The sequence below is a fragment of the Sinisalibacter aestuarii genome (genome assembly GCF_027923545.1).
GTDB classification, from domain to species: Bacteria; Pseudomonadota; Alphaproteobacteria; order Rhodobacterales; family Rhodobacteraceae; genus Sinisalibacter; species Sinisalibacter aestuarii.
In genome coordinates this window covers 18,206-35,293 of record NZ_BROH01000006.1, presented here as the reverse complement: position 1 = coordinate 35,293, position 17,088 = coordinate 18,206, and the positions used below count along the sequence as shown (strand labels likewise).

At 65.2% G+C, this 17,088-nt stretch carries 22 protein-coding genes; 14 read left to right on the top strand and 8 right to left on the bottom strand.

Going from position 1 to position 17,088, the window contains the following annotated elements:
- The first annotated feature begins 227 nt into the window (after positions 1-227).
- A complete protein-coding gene (locus QMG28_RS11040) occupies positions 228-1,481 on the top strand; it encodes a glycerate kinase type-2 family protein (RefSeq protein WP_281842358.1) in 1,254 nt (417 codons plus the stop codon).
- 63 nt (positions 1,482-1,544) lie between these two features.
- On the opposite strand, the gene QMG28_RS11035 is transcribed toward QMG28_RS11040, so the two are convergent.
- From QMG28_RS11035 to QMG28_RS11020, 4 genes are all read right to left on the bottom strand, one after another.
- On the bottom strand, positions 1,545-2,492 hold the full coding sequence (locus QMG28_RS11035) for a Gfo/Idh/MocA family oxidoreductase (protein ID WP_281842357.1): 948 nt from the start codon (positions 2,490-2,492) through the stop codon (positions 1,545-1,547).
- A gap of 11 nt (positions 2,493-2,503) precedes the next feature.
- On the bottom strand, positions 2,504-3,355 hold the full coding sequence (locus QMG28_RS11030) for a class III extradiol dioxygenase subunit beta (RefSeq protein WP_281842356.1): 852 nt from the start codon (positions 3,353-3,355) through the stop codon (positions 2,504-2,506).
- A complete protein-coding gene (gene ligA / locus QMG28_RS11025) occupies positions 3,355-3,747 on the bottom strand; it encodes a protocatechuate 4,5-dioxygenase subunit alpha (RefSeq protein WP_281842355.1) in 393 nt (130 codons plus the stop codon). Before ligA ends, QMG28_RS11030 begins: the two co-directional genes overlap by 1 nt.
- Positions 3,748-3,842: 95 nt before the next feature.
- A complete protein-coding gene (locus QMG28_RS11020; RefSeq protein WP_281842354.1) occupies positions 3,843-5,054 on the bottom strand; it encodes a LysR family transcriptional regulator in 1,212 nt (403 codons plus the stop codon).
- A gap of 165 nt (positions 5,055-5,219) precedes the next feature.
- Here QMG28_RS11020 and QMG28_RS11015 point away from each other — a divergent pair, with 165 nt between their 5' ends.
- Genes QMG28_RS11015 through QMG28_RS10990 form a run of 6 tightly spaced genes read left to right on the top strand, consistent with a single transcriptional unit; the run spans position 5,220 to position 9,912 of the window.
- Positions 5,220-5,957 (top strand): PIG-L deacetylase family protein, encoded by a 738-nt coding sequence (locus tag QMG28_RS11015; protein WP_281842353.1) that lies wholly within the window; start codon positions 5,220-5,222, stop codon positions 5,955-5,957.
- Positions 5,957-6,649, top strand: a complete 693-nt coding sequence (locus QMG28_RS11010; RefSeq protein WP_281842352.1) for a 4-carboxy-4-hydroxy-2-oxoadipate aldolase/oxaloacetate decarboxylase — start codon at positions 5,957-5,959, stop codon at positions 6,647-6,649. The genes QMG28_RS11015 and QMG28_RS11010 overlap by 1 nt, the downstream gene beginning before the upstream one ends.
- 57 nt (positions 6,650-6,706) lie before the next feature.
- Positions 6,707-7,780, top strand: coding sequence for a 4-oxalomesaconate tautomerase (locus tag QMG28_RS11005; protein ID WP_281842351.1), 1,074 nt, complete (start codon positions 6,707-6,709; stop codon positions 7,778-7,780).
- Between the two features lies 1 nt (position 7,781).
- Entirely contained in the window at positions 7,782-8,675 is an 894-nt protein-coding gene (locus tag QMG28_RS11000) for an amidohydrolase family protein (protein WP_281842350.1), read from the top strand.
- 13 nt (positions 8,676-8,688) lie between these two features.
- Entirely contained in the window at positions 8,689-9,048 is a 360-nt protein-coding gene (locus QMG28_RS10995; RefSeq protein WP_281842349.1) for a protocatechuate 4,5-dioxygenase subunit alpha, read from the top strand.
- A 12-nt stretch (positions 9,049-9,060) separates the two neighbouring features.
- A complete protein-coding gene (locus tag QMG28_RS10990; protein ID WP_281842348.1) occupies positions 9,061-9,912 on the top strand; it encodes a class III extradiol dioxygenase family protein in 852 nt (283 codons plus the stop codon).
- Between the two features lie 70 nt (positions 9,913-9,982).
- On the opposite strand, the gene QMG28_RS10985 is transcribed toward QMG28_RS10990, so the two are convergent.
- Positions 9,983-10,831, bottom strand: coding sequence for a helix-turn-helix domain-containing protein (locus tag QMG28_RS10985; RefSeq protein ID WP_281842347.1), 849 nt, complete (start codon positions 10,829-10,831; stop codon positions 9,983-9,985).
- A gap of 89 nt (positions 10,832-10,920) precedes the next feature.
- On the opposite strand from QMG28_RS10985, the gene pobA reads away from it, so the two are divergent.
- From pobA to QMG28_RS10965, 4 genes are all read left to right on the top strand, one after another.
- Entirely contained in the window at positions 10,921-12,105 is a 1,185-nt protein-coding gene (gene pobA, locus QMG28_RS10980) for a 4-hydroxybenzoate 3-monooxygenase (protein WP_281842346.1), read from the top strand.
- A gap of 103 nt (positions 12,106-12,208) precedes the next feature.
- On the top strand, positions 12,209-12,616 hold the full coding sequence (locus tag QMG28_RS10975) for a universal stress protein (protein ID WP_281842345.1): 408 nt from the start codon (positions 12,209-12,211) through the stop codon (positions 12,614-12,616).
- Between the two features lie 88 nt (positions 12,617-12,704).
- On the top strand, positions 12,705-13,058 hold the full coding sequence (locus QMG28_RS10970; RefSeq protein ID WP_281842344.1) for a TFIIB-type zinc ribbon-containing protein: 354 nt from the start codon (positions 12,705-12,707) through the stop codon (positions 13,056-13,058).
- 59 nt (positions 13,059-13,117) lie between these two features.
- Complete coding sequence (locus QMG28_RS10965; RefSeq protein WP_281842343.1) at positions 13,118-13,438, top strand: antibiotic biosynthesis monooxygenase family protein; 321 nt, start codon at positions 13,118-13,120, stop codon at positions 13,436-13,438.
- 4 nt (positions 13,439-13,442) lie between these two features.
- On the opposite strand, the gene QMG28_RS10960 is transcribed toward QMG28_RS10965, so the two are convergent.
- Entirely contained in the window at positions 13,443-13,838 is a 396-nt protein-coding gene (locus QMG28_RS10960; RefSeq protein WP_281842342.1) for a hypothetical protein, read from the bottom strand.
- A gap of 125 nt (positions 13,839-13,963) precedes the next feature.
- On the opposite strand from QMG28_RS10960, the gene QMG28_RS10955 reads away from it, so the two are divergent.
- A complete protein-coding gene (locus QMG28_RS10955) occupies positions 13,964-14,269 on the top strand; it encodes a hypothetical protein (protein ID WP_281842341.1) in 306 nt (101 codons plus the stop codon).
- 109 nt (positions 14,270-14,378) lie between these two features.
- Positions 14,379-15,194, top strand: coding sequence for a sugar phosphate isomerase/epimerase family protein (locus QMG28_RS10950; protein WP_281842340.1), 816 nt, complete (start codon positions 14,379-14,381; stop codon positions 15,192-15,194).
- On the opposite strand, the gene QMG28_RS10945 is transcribed toward QMG28_RS10950, so the two are convergent.
- Positions 15,195-15,602 carry a GFA family protein gene (locus QMG28_RS10945; protein WP_281842339.1) on the bottom strand — a complete coding sequence of 136 codons (408 nt, stop codon included), beginning with the start codon at positions 15,600-15,602 and terminating at the stop codon, positions 15,195-15,197. It lies immediately after the preceding gene.
- A 132-nt stretch (positions 15,603-15,734) separates the two neighbouring features.
- On the opposite strand from QMG28_RS10945, the gene QMG28_RS10940 reads away from it, so the two are divergent.
- The gene (locus tag QMG28_RS10940; protein WP_281842338.1) at positions 15,735-16,322 is read left to right on the top strand and encodes a rhodanese-like domain-containing protein; all 588 of its coding nucleotides are present in this window, start codon (positions 15,735-15,737) and stop codon (positions 16,320-16,322) included.
- 321 nt (positions 16,323-16,643) lie between these two features.
- Here QMG28_RS10940 and QMG28_RS10935 read toward each other — a convergent pair whose 3' ends face one another.
- Positions 16,644-16,916 carry a hypothetical protein gene (locus tag QMG28_RS10935; RefSeq protein WP_281842337.1) on the bottom strand — a complete coding sequence of 91 codons (273 nt, stop codon included), beginning with the start codon at positions 16,914-16,916 and terminating at the stop codon, positions 16,644-16,646.
- Positions 16,917-17,088 lie beyond the last annotated feature (172 nt).

Sequence of the window (17,088 nt, the reverse complement as noted above, 5' to 3'; positions counted from 1 at the left end):
CGATCCGGGTTTGGCGGGGCCGGGGTGTTGACACCCGGCCCCGTTCGCATTCCGCTTCACCGGAAAACCGGAAAACCGGAAAACCGGAAAACCGGAAAACCGGAAAACCGGAAAACCGGAAAACCGGAAAACCGGAAAACCGGAAAACCGGAAAACCGGATTTCTGGATTTGTGGACGTGGTCCGCCGCGGCGGTGCGGTATGGGCCGCAAAAACCGATAGGACGCCATGACCGAAACCGACCGCGCCTTTCTCACCCAGTTGTTCGACGCCGCCATCGCCGCCGCCGATCCGGCTGTGGCCCTGCGGGGCAACCTGCCGGACAAGCCCAAGGGCCGTACCGTGGTGATCGGCGCGGGCAAGGGCGCGGCGCAGCTGGCCGCCGCCTTCGAGGCGGCCTGGGGCGCGCCGGTAGAGGGCGTGGTGGTTACCCGCTACGGCTATGGTTGCGAGACGCGCCATCTCACGGTGATCGAGGCGGCCCATCCGGTGCCGGACGAGGCCGGGCTGGCGGCCACCCGCGCGCTCTTTGCCGCGCTCGACGGGCTCACCGCCGACGATCTGGTGGTGGCGCTGATCACCGGTGGCGGTTCGGCGCTGCTGCCAAGCCCGCCCGAGGGGTTCACGCTGGCCGATGAGCGGCTGCTGAATGAGGCGCTGCTGGCCTCCGGCGCGCCGATCTCGGCGATGAACGCGATCCGCAAGCATTTTTCCGGGGTGAAGGGCGGGCGGCTGGCGCAGGCGGCGCATCCGGCCCGGGTGGCCACGCTGATCGTGTCTGACGTGCCCGGCGACGATCCGGCTCAGGTGGCCTCCGGCCCCACCGTGCCCGACGCGACCGGGCCGGAGGCCGCGCTGGCGGCAATCGACGCCTATGGCATCGCGCTGCCGCAGGCGATGCGCGAGCATATCGCCAGCAGCCCGGCGCCTTCGCCGGACGATCCCACCTTTGAAGGCAATACCGTCACCGTCATTGCCTCCGCCGCTCGCTCGCTGGAGGCGGCGGCGCGCGTGGCCGAGGCGAAAGGGGTGCCGGCGGCGATCCTGTCGGATGCGATCGAGGGAGAGGCGCGGGAGGTGGCGAAGATGCATGCGGCGCTGGCGCGCGAGGTGGCGGCGAAGGGCAGGCCCTTCGCCCGGCCCGTGGTGCTGCTCTCGGGTGGCGAAACGACGGTGACGCTGCGGGGCAAGGGACAGGGCGGGCGCAACTCCGAGTTTCTGCTCTCCTTCGCGCTCGGAGTGGACGGCGTGGCGCTGGCCGCCCTTGCCGCGGATACCGACGGGATCGACGGCAGCGAAGACAATGCCGGCGCCTTCGCCGATGGCACCAGCGCCGCCCGGCTGCGGGCGGCGGGCCACGATCCGGCGGCGCTGCTGGCGGCGAATGACGCCTATTCCGCCTTCGCGGCCATTGGCGATCTCTTCGCGCCGGGGCCGACCGGCACCAATGTCAACGATTTCCGGGCGATCCTGATCCGTTAGGCGCACGCAAAGAAAAGGGCCGCGCAAGATGCGCGGCCCTGTCTGTGCCTTGCCTCGGTGTTGTCAGCCCTTGAAGCCGCGCTCGATGGCGTCGAGCGTTTCCATCGCCGGCAGCACCTGCGTTACCGCGCCGTTCGGCTCGCGGCCTTCGCGGATGGCCGAGATGAATTCCCGGTCGATCAGCTCGATCCCGTTATTCGAGACGGCCACGCCCGACAGGTCGATCGGATTGTCGTTGCCGTCATAGAGATCGTCGTAGCGGGCGAGATAGGTGCCGTTGTCGCAGATATAGCGAAAGAAGGTGCCCAAGGGGCCATCGTTGTTGAACGACAGGCTGAGCGTGCAGATCGCGCCCGAGGGGGTTTTCATCCCGATCGACATATCCATCGCGATGCCGAGATCGGGGTGATGCGGGCCTTCGAGGCCATAGGCCTGGCTCACCGTTTCGCCGGTCTGGTACTGGAACAGATCGACGGTATGGCAGGCATGGTGCCACAGCAGATGGTCCGTCCAGGTGCGCGGCTCGCCCTTGGCGTTGGTGTTGGTGCGGCGGAAGAAATAGGTCTGCACATCCATCTGCTGGATTTTCAGCTCGCCCGCCGCCACCTTGTTGTGAATCCACTGGTGCGAGGGGTTGAAGCGGCGCACTTGCCCCGCCATCGCCACCAGCCCGGTTTCCTTCTGCTTCTCGACCACGCGGACCGAATCTTCGAGGCTGTCGGCCATCGGGATTTCGATCAGCACATGCTTGCCCGCCTCCATGCAGGCCACGGCCTGATCGGCGTGCATCTGCGTCGGGGTAGAGAGGATCACCGCATCCACGTCATCGCGCGCGATGCATTCCTCCAGCGTGGTGCCGGCATGGCCGATGCCGCGCTCGGCGGCCAGCGCCTCGATCTTGTCTTTCGTCGGCCCCATCACCGAGGTCACCTCGACCCCGTCGATATTGGCGAGCGCGTCGAGATGCTTCAGACCAAAGGCCCCGTAGGCGCCGGCAACGCAGATACGCATGGTGTTTCTCCTCAGGCGTGGTTTTCAAGGATCAGGTGGCCCACGGCGGTGTTCGACGCGGGCACGTGGTAATGGCGGTGTACTTCGGTGACCTGCTCGTCAAGCGCGCCGCGCATCACCAGCCACATCACCATTTCGATCCCCTCCGAGCCGGTCTCGCGCAGAAACTCGACATGGTCGATCTTGCGGGCCTTGTCGGGCTCGTTCACCAGTTCGTCCATGAAGTTCTGGTCCCATTCGGCATTGATCAGCCCGGCGCGTTCGGCCTGAAGCTGGTGGCTCATGCCGCCGGTGCCGTAGATATGGACGTTGAGATCTTCGGGGTAGCTGTCGATGGCGCGGCGGATTGCCTTGCCGAGATTGTAGCAGCGGTTGGCGGTCGGGGCCGGGTATTGCACCACGTTCACCGCGAGCGGCACCACCAGCGTGCCCCAGTCGTCCTCCGGCTTGCGGTCGCCGAACATCACCGAGAGCGGCACGGTGAGGCCATGGTCGACTTCCATCTCGTTCATGATGGTCAGGTCGAACTCGTCGAGGATGACCGATTGCGCGATGTGGCTGGCGAGCTTCTGGTGGCCCTTGACCACCGGCACGGGCCGGGGGCCGAAGCCTTCGTCGGCCGGGACGAATTCGGCGGCGCACCCGATGGCGAAGGTCGGGATCACGCTCGCGTCGAAGGCGGTGCAATGATCGTTATAGACAAGGAAAACCACGTCGGGCTTGTTTTCCTCGTTCCATTTGCGTGAAAACTCGAAGCCCTTGAACACGGGCTGCCAATAGGGCTGGTCGGTGATCCCCTGATCCATCGCCACGCCGATGGCGGGCACGTGGCTGCAGGCGATCCCTGCGGTGATACGGGCCATTATTTTTTCTCCCATTCGGATTTGTAGCGGTTGCCCTCGATCGAGCGGCCACCGTCGACCATCATCTTGCGATAATCGTCGCGGCTCATATGGCTCATGATCGCGGCCAGATCCTGAAACACGATGCCGTCGAACGCGGCGAGCTTCGAGGTGTAGTAGATGTTGCCGCCAAGTTCGAGGAGGCGGTTCCAGGCGCGGTCGCGCACCGCCTGTTTCTGATCCTCGGTCATGGCGAAACGCGACAAGTATTCCTCGGGGTCGGCCTTGAACGCATCGCGGTTCTTTTGCAGCCGGAGCGAGATGCAGAACTGGTTGAGCCAGTAGCCCTCGCGTGAGCGGTCCGCGTCGAAGACGAAGGTGCCGGGGATGTCGTCGTATGCCTTCTCCGTCATGGGGTTCTCCTGTTCGCTTGGTGGCCTTCACTTAAGTTGCACGATGCGGGATTGGAAATCCAAACCCGGGGATTGGCATTCAATCTTTCTATAGCTCATGCGCCCGCGGCGGTGCGCAGCAGATTGATGAAGCGGGCCTGAGTCGGGGTTGGCATCCAGCCTGTGCGGGTGGTGAGCCCGATCGTGCGCGCCGAGCCGGGCAGCGGAAGGTCGAGCGGCACCATCAGCCCCTGTTCGATCTCGACGGCGGCCTGACGCGGCGACAGGATCGTGAGGTAATCGCCGCGCGCCAGCATCCCGCGCACGAGCACCATCGACGAGGTGACCATCCGCACCGGCGTTTGCGCCATCGCCTCGATCCCGAGCGCGCGGAACAGGTAAGACCCGGTGGGCGCATCGCGGGGCGGGGCGATCCAGGGGAAGGCCAGCGCATCGTCGAGCGTGAGCCCGGCGCGGCCCGCAAGCGGATGCCGCGCGCCGGCCATGATCGCCAGCGTATCGTCGAACAGCGGCTCCTGGGTGATGTCGTCGGCGGGGGGCGGGTCGCGCAGCGCGCCGATCAGCACGTCGAGTTCGCCATAGCGCAATTCGCGCAGAAGCTCGGCATAGGGCGCATCGACGATGCGGATCTGCACGCCGGAGGCTTCGCCAAGCAGGGCGTCGCAGGCGGCGGGCAGGATTTCGGAGCGCGACAGCGGCATCGAGCCAACGCTGATCCGGGTCGCGTCGCGGCCCTTGAGGCGGGTCAGGTCATCCAGCCCTTGCCCCAGCTCGGCCTCGGCCAGCTTGACCGCGCGGGCAAACGCCTCGGCCTGCGGGGTCAGTTCGATCCCGCGCCGCGCCGGTATGAACAGCTTGAGGCCGGAGAGCTTTTCCAGATCGCGCCCGGCGCGGTGAATCGAGGGTTGCGAAATGCCCAGGCCGCGCGCGGCGAGCGAGAAATTGCCCGCCTCGCGGATCGCCACCAGCGCGCGCAATTGCGCCGCCGTCACGCGGGTGTGGAAATCGGCCACCGGCCTGCCTTCGCGCCGGGCGGCGAGCCGCACCGCGCGGGCCGCGCCCTCGGCCAGCGTATCGAACATCCGCCTGATCCGGGTGAGCAGCACCTCGCCCTCGGCGGTGGGGAACATCCCCTCCGGCCGCCGGTCCAGAAGCCGCACCCCGAAGCGCTTCTCCAGCCCCGCAATCGCCTGCGTCACCGCCGGCTGGCTGAGGTGAATCCGGTGCGCCGCGGCACTGATTCCCCCCGCATCGGCAACTTCCATGAAGGCCCGCAGGTGCCTGAGATTTGGAAATTCGAATGTCATACCAGATACTTGATCGTTTTGCTGCCTGCTTCCCGTGCATCACACTATAGCAAATATTTATGACGTGGGCGCGGGATTCAAATGGTCATGGCGTCACGGGGGGACTAAGCCGGTGCCGACCGGGCGCGTGCCGCGCCGGAGCCAGGAATTTTCAGGGAGATTTGAATGTCGGACAAGAAAACCGCCCTCGTCATCTCGGCCCATAGTGCCGATTTCGTCTGGCGCGCCGGTGGCGCCATCGCGCTGCACCAGCAGAAGGGCTATGACGTGACCGTGGTCTGCCTCAGCTATGGCGAGCGCGGCGAAAGCGCGAAGCTGTGGAAGCAGGAGGGCATGACGCTCGACAAGGTCAAGACCGCGCGCCGCGAAGAGGCCGAGAACGCCGCCGCCGCGCTGGGCGTGAGCGATATCCGCTTCCTCGACCGGGGCGACTACCCGCTCGATCTGGGCCGCGAAACGCTTGACATGATGGTCGACATCATCCGCGAGGTGCAGCCGAAATTCATGTTTTCCCATTCGAAATGGGACCCGTACAACACCGACCACATGCGCACGACCGATTTCGCGCTCGAAGCGCGGATGGTGGCGCAGGCCTGGGGCCACAACCCCGGCCAGAAGGTGCTCGGCGCGCCGCAGCTCTACCTGTTCGAGCCGCACCAGACCGAGCAGATGGGCTGGAAGCCCAATGTCTTCCTCGACATCTCGCAGGTGTGGGACAAGAAATGGGCCGCGATCCAGTGCATGCAGGGCCAGGAGCATCTGTGGCACTTCTATGAGAACGTGGCCGAGAACCGCGGCAACCATTTCCGCCGCAATTCCGGCGGTCAGGCCGGCGGCAAGCCCGCAAAATACGCCGAAGGGTTCGAGGCGGTCTTCCCGCGCACCGTGGAGGAGCTGGACTGATGACGTATCAGCCGGGCACCACGGGCATTGTCGTCCAGAACATCGAGCGGGTTTCGACGGAGATCGTCGACGGGCTCGCCGAAATGGGCACCGCCACGGTGCATGAGGCGCAGGGCCGCAAGGGCCTGCTGGCGAGTTACATGCGGCCGATCTATCCCGGCGCGCGGGTGGCGGGCTCGGCGGTGACGATCCTCGCCCCGCCGATGGACAACTGGATGATCCACGTTGCCATCGAACAGCTTCAGCCGGGCGATATCATGGTGCTCGGCACCATCTCGCCCTCGGATACGGGCTATTTCGGCGATCTGCTGGCGACCAGCGCGCAGGCGCGCGGCTGCCGCGGGCTGGTGATCGACGCCGGCGTGCGCGATGTGGCGGACCTGACCGGGATGAACTTCCCGGTCTGGTCGAAGGCGGTCGGCGCGCAGGGCACGATCAAGGAGACGCTGGGCTCGGTCAACGTGCCGGTGGTCTGCGCCGACGAGATGGTGAACCCCGGCGATGTGATCGTGGCCGACGATGACGGCGTGGTCTGCGTGCGCCGCGAAGAGGCGGCGGACGTGCTGCAGAAAGCCCGCGCCCGGGTGGCCAACGAGGAAGCCAAGCGCGAGCGGTTCCGCAAGGGTGAGCTGGGGCTCGACATTTACGGAATGCGGGAACGGCTGGCCGAGAAGGGGCTGAAATACGTGTGACCGGCACCGGTGGCCGGGGGGCCAGCCCCCCGGACCCCCCGGGATATTTGAGGCAAGATGAAAGGGAACGACGTGGCTGAAGGTGTGCGTTGCATGTGGATGCGGGGAGGGACCTCGAAAGGCGGGTATTTCCTTGCCGATGACCTGCCGGCCGACGCGGCGGCGCGCGACGCCTTCCTGCTCAGGGTGATGGGATCGCCCGACATTCGCCAGATCGACGGCATGGGCGGCACCGATCCGCTGACCTCGAAAGTGGCGGTTGTGCGTAAGTCCGCGCGTGAGGGCGTCGACGTGGATTACCTGTTTTTGCAGGTGTTCGTCGATCAGCCCATCGTCACCGACAAGCAGAATTGCGGCAACATGCTCGCGGGCGTCGGCCCCTTCGCCATCGAGCGTGGGCTGGTGGCGGCCACGGGCGAGGTGACCAAGGTTGCCATCTACATGGAAAATACCGGCCAGGTGGCGGTGGCCGAGGTGGCGACGCCGGGCGGGCGCGTGAGCTATGCCGGCGAGGCCAGGATCGACGGTGTGCCGGGCACGGCGGCGCCGATCCCGCTGGAATTCCGCGATACCGCCGGCTCGTCCTGCGGCGCGCTGCTGCCGACCGGCAATGTGGTCGACGTGATCGAGGGCGTCGAGGTGACGCTGATCGACAACGGCATGCCCTGCGTGGTGATGCGCGGGGTGGACCTTGGCATCACCGGCGACGAGACGCCGGAAGAGCTGGAAGCGAATGAGGGGCTGCGTGCGACGCTGGAAGCGATCCGGCTGAAGGCGGGGCCCTTGATGAATCTCGGTGACGTGGCCGAAAAATCGGTGCCGAAGATGACGATGGTGACGGCGCCGAAGAACGGCGGCGCGATCAACACCCGCACCTTCATTCCGCATCGCTGCCACAAGACGATCGGCGTGCTGGGCGCGGTGAGCGTGGCCACCGCCTGCCTGCTCGACGGCTCCCCCGCCGCGGCGCTGGCCGAGACCGGCGCGGGCGAGACCCGCAGCCTGAGCATCGAACACCCCACCGGCGAGATGAGTGTGATCGCCCGGCTGGACGCGACCGGAACCCCGACCTCCGCCGCCATCCTGCGCACCGCGCGCAAGCTGATGGACGGCGAGGTATTTGGAGACTGACATGACCGAGGCACAGATCACCGACGCCGATTGGCTCGACTTTCACCCCAATCCGAAGAAGCCCGATTTCGTGCTGCCCGAGGGCGCGGTGGACGCGCATTGCCATGTGTTCGGCCCGCGCGATGCGTTCCCCTTCGCGCCGGAGCGCAAATATACACCCTGCGACGCGGGCAAGGACAAACTCTTTGAATTGCGGGACTTTCTGGGTTTCTCGCGCAACGTGATCGTGCAGGCCACCTGCCACGGCAAGGACAACGCGGCGCTGGTGGATGCCTGCCGGGCCGGTGGCGATCTGGCGCGGGGGGTGGCGAGCGTGCGCCACGATATCACCCGCGACGAGCTGGCCGACATGGATGCTGCCGGCGTGCGCGGCGTGCGCTTCAACTTCGTCAAGCGGCTGGTGGATTCGACCCCGCGCGCGCATTTCACCGAGGTGGCCGAGCGCATTCAGGAATTCGGCTGGTCCATCGTCGTTTATTTCGAGGCGCAGGACCTGGAAGAGCTGGTGCCCTTCCTCGAAAGCCTGCCCGGCATCATCGTGGTCGACCATATGGGCCGCCCGGACGTGGCCAAGGGCGCCGATCACCCTGATTTTCGGCGCTTCCTTGATCTGATGGCGCGCAATGACAACATCTGGTCCAAGGTGACCTGCCCCGAGCGGCTCAGTGTTGAGGGGCCGCCCGACTATGACGACGTCGTGCCCTTCGCGCGCGCCATCGTCGAACGTTTTCCGGACAGGGTGCTCTGGGGCACCGACTGGCCGCACCCGAACATGAAGTCGCACATGCCCGATGACGGCACCCTCGTCGACTTCATCCCGAAAATCGCGCGAACTCCGGAGGAGCAGCGGAAACTGCTCGTGGACAACCCGATGCGTTTGTATTGGGCAAAATAGGAGGAGAGGACCGATGGCAGATATGCCGGCGTTCGACTACCATATCGACATCCCCGGAACGACCATCTTCGACGGCAAGCAGGCGATGAAGGGCTATGCGCTGAACAAGATGTGCTATTCGTTCAACAAGGCCGAAAACCGCGAGGCATTCAAGGCCGACGAAGAGGCCTTCATGGAAAAATACGGCCTCAACGACCAGCAGAAACAGGCGATCCGCGATCGCAACGTGCTGGGACTGATCGAGGCGGGCGGCAACATTTACTACCTCGCCAAATTTGCCGGTATCTTCGGGCTCTCGGTGCAGGATGTGGGCGGTCTGCAGACCGGGCGCAGCACCGAGGAATTCAAAGATTACCTGAAATCGCAGGCCTGAGGAGGACAGATCATGGCAAAAATTCTTGGCGGCATCACCACCTCGCACATCCCCGCAGTGGGCAACGCGATCCAGAAGGAGCTGTATGACGATCCCTACTGGAAGCCCTTCTTCGACGGCTATCCGAAGGTCCATAAATGGATCCAGGACAACAAGCCCGATTACGTGATCAACATCTACAACGACCACGGGCTGGGCTTTTTCCTCGACCGGATGCCGACCTTCGCGATCGGCGCGGCGCATGAATACAAGAACGAGGACGAAGGCTGGGGCCTGCCGAGCCTCGATCCGTTCCCCGGTGCGCCGGAGCTGAGCTGGCATATCATCGAGAGCATGGTGGCCGATGAATTCGACATCACCTCCTGCCAGGAGCTGCCGGTCGACCACGGTTTCGTGGTGCCGATGCAGCTGTTCTGGCCGGGCGCGCCGCATCACCCGGATATGCCGAAAACGGTGCCGATCAGCGCCAACACGGTGCAGCACCCGATCCCGACCCTGAAGCGGGCGCTGGATTTTGGCCGGTCGCTGCGCAAGGCGCTGCTGAGCTTCCCCGAGAAGGATGCGAAGATCGTCGTGCTCGGCACCGGCGGACTTTCGCATCAGCTTGACGGGCAGCGGGCGGGCTTCATCAACAAGGAGTTCGATCAGTATTGCCTTGAGAACATCGTGCACAACCCCGATGAGCTGACCAAGATCAGCCGCATGGAGCTGGTCGAGAAGGCGGGCGCGCAGGGCACCGAGTTCCTGATGTGGATGATGATGCGCGGGGCGCTCGGCGACGATGTGACCGAGATCACCCGCAACTACCATATCCCGATCTCGAATACCGCTGCCGGCACGCTGCTCCTGGAATGTGCCGCCTGACGGAGAGGGCGGGACCGGGGCTCTGCCCCGGACCCCGGGATATTTCCGGCAAGATGAAAGGGGCCGCGGGTTATCCTGCGGCCTCTGTCTGTTTGCGGAAGGCGCGCGGGGAGAGGCCGGTGGCGCGGCGGAACAGCCTGGAAAAATGCGCCGGGTCGTCATAGCCGAGCGCATAGGCGACCTGGGCGATGGAGAGGTTCGAATAGGCCAAATTTCGCCGCGCTTCGCGGATGATGCGCTCAAGGATCACCGCCGAGGCGGGCTGGCCGGTGGCCGACCGCAGCACGCGCGACAGATGGGTGGGGCTGACCGCCAGCCGCGCGGCATAGCGCGCGACCGGCCAATGCTCGGTGAAATGCGCCTCGACCAGCGCTTCGAAGCGGCGTTGCAGATTGCTCTCGGCCGGGGTGGCGGCGGGCGTTGCCTCGGCGATGGCGCGGGCGACCAGCCCGGCCAGCAGCGCGGTGCGCGCGCGCAGCTCGTGGGCGCGGGCGAAGGCGCGGGTTTCGAACGCGGCGAAGATGGCCCTGATCGTGGCGACGATCTCGTCGCTGCCGTCAACCACGCAGGCCCGCGCGAGCAGCGGGCGCAGCCCTTCGCCCTCTGCCAGCCCCTCGTCGAGCAGCTCGCTGGGGATCGTCACCACCCAGCCTTCGGTGCCGGGGGTGAAACTGTAGGCATGGACCGAGCCGGTGGGCACATTGGCGAGGCTGCCATTGCTGAGCGGCAGGCTCTCGCCGTCGAACGTGCCGCGCCCGCCGCCGCGCGCGATCATCAGCACCTGGTGCAGACGCGCGTGGCGATGCGGGGTGAACTCCCAGTCATGTTTCAGCGAGCGCGCGGCGATGGTTTCGCAATGCACCACGTCGGGCAGGTCTTCGCGTTCACCGAACAGGTTGTAATTGGCGATGCTGTTCATGTTCGATCGGTACAAGTTTTGGCCGGGTCGGTCCATTCAAATCCGCCCGCTGCGGGCCGATGATTGCCGCGACGAACAGGGAGGACCCCATGACCAACACGATTCGCACCAAGGTGGGCATCATCGGCGGCGGCCCGTCGGGGCTGATGCTGAGCCAGCTTCTCGACCTCAAGGGGATCGACAATGTCGTTCTCGAAAAACACACCCGCGATTATGTGCTGAGCCGTATCCGGGCCGGCGTGCTGGAGCATGGCTTCGCCGAGTTGATGCGCGAGGCGCAATGCGGCGAACGGATGGACGCCGAGGGCGAGATTCACGAGGGCTTCTACATCAACGACAATGGGGCGATGCACCGGATGGACCTTGCCGGCCATACCGGCGGCAATTCGGTGGTGGTCTATGGCCAGACCGAGCTGACGCGCGATCTTTACGAGGCGCGCGAGAATATGGGCGGCAACGTGATCCATGAGGCGCTGGATGTGGCGATCCATGAGGCAAAGTCCGACAGCCCCTATCTCACCTACCGGCAGGGCGATGAAACCTTCCGTGTGGATTGCGATTTCATCATCGGCGCCGACGGGTTCCACGGTGTGAGCCGCAAGGCGATCCCGCGCGATGTGCTGAAGGAATACGAAAAGATCTATCCGTTCGGCTGGCTCGGGGTGCTCAGCCGCACCAGGCCGGTGAACGATGAGCTGATCTATTCCAAGACCGACCGGGGTTTTGCGCTCTGCTCGCTGCGCAGCCAGGTGCTCAGCCGCTACTACCTCCAGGTTCCGCTCACCGACAGCGTCGAGGACTGGTCTGACGAGGCGTTCTGGGACGAGCTGAAAAAGCGCCTGCCGGATGAGGTGGCCGCACGGCTGGAGACTGGTCCGTCGATCGAGAAGAGCATCGCGCCGCTGCGCAGCTTCGTGGCCGAGCCGATGCGCTGGGGCAATCTGTTCCTCGCCGGCGATGCCGCCCATATCGTGCCGCCGACCGGCGCGCGGGGGCTCAATTCGGCGGCGTCCGACATCTACTACCTCTATCATGCGATGATGGATCACTACCTCAAGGGCGACCCGACCGGGCTTGAAGAATACTCGGCCAAGGCGCTGGCGCGGGTGTGGAAAGCGCAGCGCTTTTCGTGGTGGATGACCACGATGCTGCACAACTTCCCCGACAATCCCGATTACGACCGGCGGCTTCAGGATATCGAGCTGGCCTATCTGCTCAGCTCCGACGCGGCGATGACCTCGCTGGCGGAAAACTACGTTGGCCTGCCGTTCTGATATGATGTGGAGAATGTGCGGAGCAGGCGGGGGGTTGACCTAGGTCAAGGCCCCGCGCCACTCTCGTCGCCACAGTGGCGGCGACACAACCAGGAGCGCGCAGATGTATGACAATATTCTAGTCCCAGTGGCCTTCGAGACGGGCCGCGACACGATGAAATCCATCCAGATCGCCGAGGCCATCGCTGGCCCCGATGCGACGATCACCGCGCTGCATGTGATCGAGGAGGTGCCGTCCTACGTCGCGCAATATCTTCCCGAAGGGCAGATCGACCATAACCTTCATGAAATCGAAGATATTCTGACCAAGAAGCTTGCCGAACATGGCAGCATCAAGGTGAAGGTGATCGAGGGCCATGCCGGCCATTCGATCGTGGATTACGCGGCGGAGCATAAGGTGGATTGCATCGTGATCGCCTCGCACCGGCCGGGCCTGCAGGATCTGTTCCTCGGGTCGACGGCGGCCCGCGTGGTGCGCCATGCGCCCTGCTCGGTGCATGTCGTGCGCTGAACCTGGTCCGGGGGAATGACGGGGCGCGCCGGTTGCGGCGCGCCTTTTTCGTTTCCATATCGAAGGGAGCCGACGAGGAGGGATGCCGATGAAATGCCCGCATGACGCGACCGAGATGGACCATGTGAGCCGCCACGGCGTGGAGATCGACCATTGCCCGGCCTGCGGCGGGGTCTGGCTTGACGGTGGCGAGCTCGATCACCTGATCGCGGCCCTCCGCCCGGCCATCGAGCTTGATAATCCCGATCCCGCGCCGCCCCCGCCGCCACGCCCGGCCGAGCGCAAGGGCAAGCCTTATGCGCCGGCGCAGAAACGCGCCGAGCGGTTCGAGGACCGGGGCCGCGAGGTGGCCGAGCCGGGCAAGGGCAAACGCTATGGCGGGCGCTATTCCGGCAAGGCGCGGCTCAGGAACATCCTCGAAGAGATCTTCGACTTCGACTGAGGTTTTGCGCTTTCGCCGCGCGGTGCTAGGCTGATCCTGTCACAAGGGGAGATGTGCCGATGCCCATGATCAGGAAAGACCCGAACCTTCAGACCGTTATCACCACATTCGAAGTCACGCCCGGCACCTGCGACGACCTGCTGGAAGAGCTGCGTCTGGCCTGCAACGATTTCGTTTCGCAGCAGCCCGGCTTTATCAGCGCGGCGATGCATGTGAACGATGCCCGGACGCGGATCGCCAACTACACCCAGTGGGAGAGCCGTGAGGACTTCCAGAAGATGCTGCGTTCGGATGAAATGCGGGTCTATAACCGCAAGTTCAACGATCTGTGCAAAACCTTCGAGCCGGTGATGTATGAGGTGGTGACCACCTCCGACTGAGGCGTTAGGGGGGCCGGGTGCCCGCGCCGCCTGGGGGCGGGTAGCCACAGCGCAGGGCCGCGGCTTTCGCCGCGGGGCGCAGCGCATCCAGCCGTGCGATCAGCACCTGACGGCGCGCCCGCAGCGCCCCGGCGTCGATCGGGGTGGGAAAGGCCAGCTCTTCACGCCCCTGCATCAGACAGCGCCCTGCGCCGCAGGCAAAGGTTTGCGCGATCCTGATCTCCTGCCGCCGCAGCCCGTAGCCGCGCGCCAGATCGGCATCAATCTGCTGCACCCCGCGCCAGGCGGCACGGTACTCGATCGTGGCATCGGCGAAGCACTGCGCCTCGGGCGGAAGCGAGGAGCAGGCCGCCAGAACCGGCAGGATCAGAAGCGCGAACAGGCGGGCGGCGGGCGACATGCAGCAAAGCTAGCGCGCGGGTCTTGCCAAAGGCTTAACCCGCCCCGGCGGGTGCGGCAACGTGGCCTGCTGACGGCCCGGCTTCAAAATATATATTGAAGATACAACTTTTGCCGGAGCCCGCCATGCATGATGGATCTCACCGCCGGGGTGGCGGACATGGTCAGCATCGCCACAGCGCCGAACAGGCTGCACGCCACAAGCGCGACCAGGCGGTATTTCATGAGCTTTTGCGCCGCCACGATGCGATTCGCCGCAGTGTCGAGACCATCCCGGGCGGCATCCGCGCGGTGACGGAATCGGACGATCCCGAGATCGCCGGGCTGATCCGCGCGCATGGCGTTGTGGTGACGGGTTTTGTCAGATCCGGCGGCAACGCGGCTGGCCAGCCAAGCCCGCTGCCGGACGATTACGTGCGGGTGATATCGTAGGTCCTCCCTGACCCCGACATCCCGCGCGGCTTGTCCCGCCCTCTTACCGGACGGGGCGGGACAAGCACCTTCTTTCATGGCACTCTCCGCCGAAACGGGAGGGATTCAGATGAAGGACTTGCCCATCATCGGCGCGCAGTTGACGGTGCTCGATCTGCCGAAACACCGCGACTGGCTGATCGAAAAGAACCGCGATCTCGAACTGCCCGAATTCTGCATGGCCGATATCCTCGCCGCCCCCGATCCCTTCATCGACATGGCGAAAAAGGCGCTCGATGGCTGGGCCGGGCGGCTGGGTATCCATGGGCCGTTTTCCGGCTTCGAGCTCGACACCCGCGACAAGGAGGTGCGCGCGGTGGTGCAGCGCCGGATCGGCCAGGCGCTGGACGCGGCGGAGAAGCTGGGGGCGACGCAGATGGTGCTGCACTCGCCCTATGATGCCTGGGATGCCCATAACCTCGACAACAAGCCGAATGACCGCACCCGGCGCGTGGCGGCGATGCAGGAGACGCTGGCCCCGGCCCTGAAGCGGGCAGAGGCGCAGGGGGTGGAGATCGTGATCGAGAACATCAGGGATGTCGATCCGGCCCACCGCGCGGCGCTGATCGAGGCGGCGGACAGCCCGGCGCTGAAACTCTCGGTCGATGTGGGCCATGCCTATTGGGCGCATGTGAGCGAAGGCGCGCCGGCGGTGGACCGCTACATCTCATCGGCGGGCGAGGCGCTGGGCCATGTGCATCTGCAGGATGCCGATGGCTATGCCGACCGGCACTGGTGCCTTGGCGAAGGCACGATCCCCTTCGCGCCGGTCTTTGCCGCGCTGGCGGGGATCGGGAACAATCCCCGGCTGATCGTCGAGATCAACGAGTTCGGTCGCGTGCAGGAGGCGGTGGCGCATCTGCGGGCGCTGGGGCTGGGCCAGTAGTCAGGCCCACATATCCGCGACGCAGCGGCCATCGGATGGCAGGTCGGTGAACGTATTGAGCCCGTCGAAATGGCGGATCGGGATCTGGCCCACGGTATCGGGTTCCGACAGGCGGACATTCACGGCGATGCGGGTGCGCCCGTCCGGATGCGGCTCATGCCCGCGCCACCAGCCGACATTGCCGCAGCTCGGGCAGAAGTGGAACTCGATCCCGCCATCGCCCCAGCGGTAGTAGCTGGATGTGCCCGAGGTGGTGACCTTCTCGCCCTCCCAGTCATAGATCCACAGCACGCCGTAGCGCCGGCACAGGGTGCAGTTGCAGGCGGTGGCGCTGTCGGGGGTGCCGTCGAAACTCCAGTGAAGATTGCCGCAATGGCAGGTGCCGGTCAGCATGGTCTGTCCTCGCATTGGATGGGCGAAGGGTAGGGCGGGCCGTGGCCTGCGGGCAACCGGTTTCTGGCCGGCCCGCGAGGGGGTGCAAGACGGCGCTTCGGTTGCTAGGGTCGGCGGACGCATCCGGGGTTTTCAGGGAGGTCGCTCATGCGGGGGTTTTCGTTTCTTGTCGCTTGTTTCATGGGGCTGGCTGCTCCGGCGCTCGCCGCCGACCCGGTCAATATCCGTCCGGACGTGCCTTCGGTGACGGTCGACACCCCGAACGGACCCGCGGTGATTTCGCGCGCGCAGGACCCCGAGAACAGGCTGGAGGGCGACTGGGCCAAGACCTCGCGCGCCTGCCCGCCCTTCTGCATCCAGCCGGTCTCGCCCGCCGAGGGCGTGCGCACCATCGGCGAGCTGGAACTGCTCGACATGCTGCAAGACCCCGAGGCGGTGGTGATCGACAGCCGCACGCCGGAATGGTTCGAAGGCGGCTCGATTCCCGGCGCGGTGAACATGCCCTATACCGGCATGTCCGACGAGCTCGACAAACTCGGCTGCGAGCTCGATTTCGACGGCTGGATCTGCGAGGCGGTGCCCGAGATCGCGCTGTTCTGCAACGGCCCGTGGTGCGGCCAGTCGCCCACCGCGATCCGCCGGATCATCGAGGCGGGCTACCCGGCGGAGAAGATCTCCTACTATCGCGGCGGAATGCAGGTCTGGCGGATGCTGGGCCTGAGCGTGACCGAGTAGGGTGCGCCTTCAGGCGCACCCTGCGGTTGCCGCTCCTGACGGCTTGAGAAGACAAGGGCGTAGTTTCGAAGCATTTCTGAACGAATTGGCTGTTGAGAGATGGTCCCGGTATTCTGAGCAGTATGCAACCCAGGTTAAGGAGGGTCTCGGTTTTGCCCGAGGCTGCCATTTTCTCAGGTTGGGTTCTGGCCCACCGGTTGCTCGGTCCCGGCCTCCGGTGGATCGGAGCCACGCTGAAGCGATCTGTTTCCGATGCCCAGATTCTGCAGATGTATTCGTAGGGTGTGAGCCCGTTGAGCGTCTTCAGTCTGCGGGCATGGTTTATGCAGCGAGCAAGCCCGCGAGATGGCGGTGCGGCTGATCGCGGCCGTCGTAGCGATACCGTGTCACGGTGGCATCCTTGGTTGTGCGGTTCATGTGCTCGAGCTGATTGCTGGTCCATGGGTGGTTTGGCCCGGTCAGCCTGTTTTCAATCCCGTTGACCTTACAAATCAAGCCGAACCGTATCTTGCGGAGGGTGACGCCGCGATTGCCAGGGTGCTCAGTGAACCGGATGCCGTTGTCGGTCAGGATCGTATGGACGCGATAGGGCACGGCCTCCAGCAGATGATCAGGGAAGTCCCGCGCCGCCTTGCGGCCGGCTTTTCCACCAATCGTGCAACTGCGAACTTCCTGGTTCGGTCAATGGTCACAAAGAGACGGAGTTTGCCTTTCTCGGTTCTGGCCTCGGCAATGTCGGTGCGGAAGAGGCTGACGGGATAGCACC

Coding starts and splice junctions, on each gene's coding strand:
- QMG28_RS11040 (WP_281842358.1), top strand. CDS start 228: ATGACCGAAACCGACCGCGCCTTTCTCACCCAGTTGTTCGACGCCGCC.
- QMG28_RS11035 (WP_281842357.1), bottom strand. CDS start 2,492: ATGCGTATCTGCGTTGCCGGCGCCTACGGGGCCTTTGGTCTGAAGCAT.
- QMG28_RS11030 (WP_281842356.1), bottom strand. CDS start 3,355: ATGGCCCGTATCACCGCAGGGATCGCCTGCAGCCACGTGCCCGCCATC.
- ligA (WP_281842355.1), bottom strand. CDS start 3,747: ATGACGGAGAAGGCATACGACGACATCCCCGGCACCTTCGTCTTCGAC.
- QMG28_RS11020 (WP_281842354.1), bottom strand. CDS start 5,054: ATGACATTCGAATTTCCAAATCTCAGGCACCTGCGGGCCTTCATGGAA.
- QMG28_RS11015 (WP_281842353.1), top strand. CDS start 5,220: ATGTCGGACAAGAAAACCGCCCTCGTCATCTCGGCCCATAGTGCCGAT.
- QMG28_RS11010 (WP_281842352.1), top strand. CDS start 5,957: ATGACGTATCAGCCGGGCACCACGGGCATTGTCGTCCAGAACATCGAG.
- QMG28_RS11005 (WP_281842351.1), top strand. CDS start 6,707: ATGAAAGGGAACGACGTGGCTGAAGGTGTGCGTTGCATGTGGATGCGG.
- QMG28_RS11000 (WP_281842350.1), top strand. CDS start 7,782: ATGACCGAGGCACAGATCACCGACGCCGATTGGCTCGACTTTCACCCC.
- QMG28_RS10995 (WP_281842349.1), top strand. CDS start 8,689: ATGGCAGATATGCCGGCGTTCGACTACCATATCGACATCCCCGGAACG.
- QMG28_RS10990 (WP_281842348.1), top strand. CDS start 9,061: ATGGCAAAAATTCTTGGCGGCATCACCACCTCGCACATCCCCGCAGTG.
- QMG28_RS10985 (WP_281842347.1), bottom strand. CDS start 10,831: ATGAACAGCATCGCCAATTACAACCTGTTCGGTGAACGCGAAGACCTG.
- pobA (WP_281842346.1), top strand. CDS start 10,921: ATGACCAACACGATTCGCACCAAGGTGGGCATCATCGGCGGCGGCCCG.
- QMG28_RS10975 (WP_281842345.1), top strand. CDS start 12,209: ATGTATGACAATATTCTAGTCCCAGTGGCCTTCGAGACGGGCCGCGAC.
- QMG28_RS10970 (WP_281842344.1), top strand. CDS start 12,705: ATGAAATGCCCGCATGACGCGACCGAGATGGACCATGTGAGCCGCCAC.
- QMG28_RS10965 (WP_281842343.1), top strand. CDS start 13,118: ATGCCCATGATCAGGAAAGACCCGAACCTTCAGACCGTTATCACCACA.
- QMG28_RS10960 (WP_281842342.1), bottom strand. CDS start 13,838: ATGTCGCCCGCCGCCCGCCTGTTCGCGCTTCTGATCCTGCCGGTTCTG.
- QMG28_RS10955 (WP_281842341.1), top strand. CDS start 13,964: ATGCATGATGGATCTCACCGCCGGGGTGGCGGACATGGTCAGCATCGC.
- QMG28_RS10950 (WP_281842340.1), top strand. CDS start 14,379: ATGAAGGACTTGCCCATCATCGGCGCGCAGTTGACGGTGCTCGATCTG.
- QMG28_RS10945 (WP_281842339.1), bottom strand. CDS start 15,602: ATGCGAGGACAGACCATGCTGACCGGCACCTGCCATTGCGGCAATCTT.
- QMG28_RS10940 (WP_281842338.1), top strand. CDS start 15,735: ATGCGGGGGTTTTCGTTTCTTGTCGCTTGTTTCATGGGGCTGGCTGCT.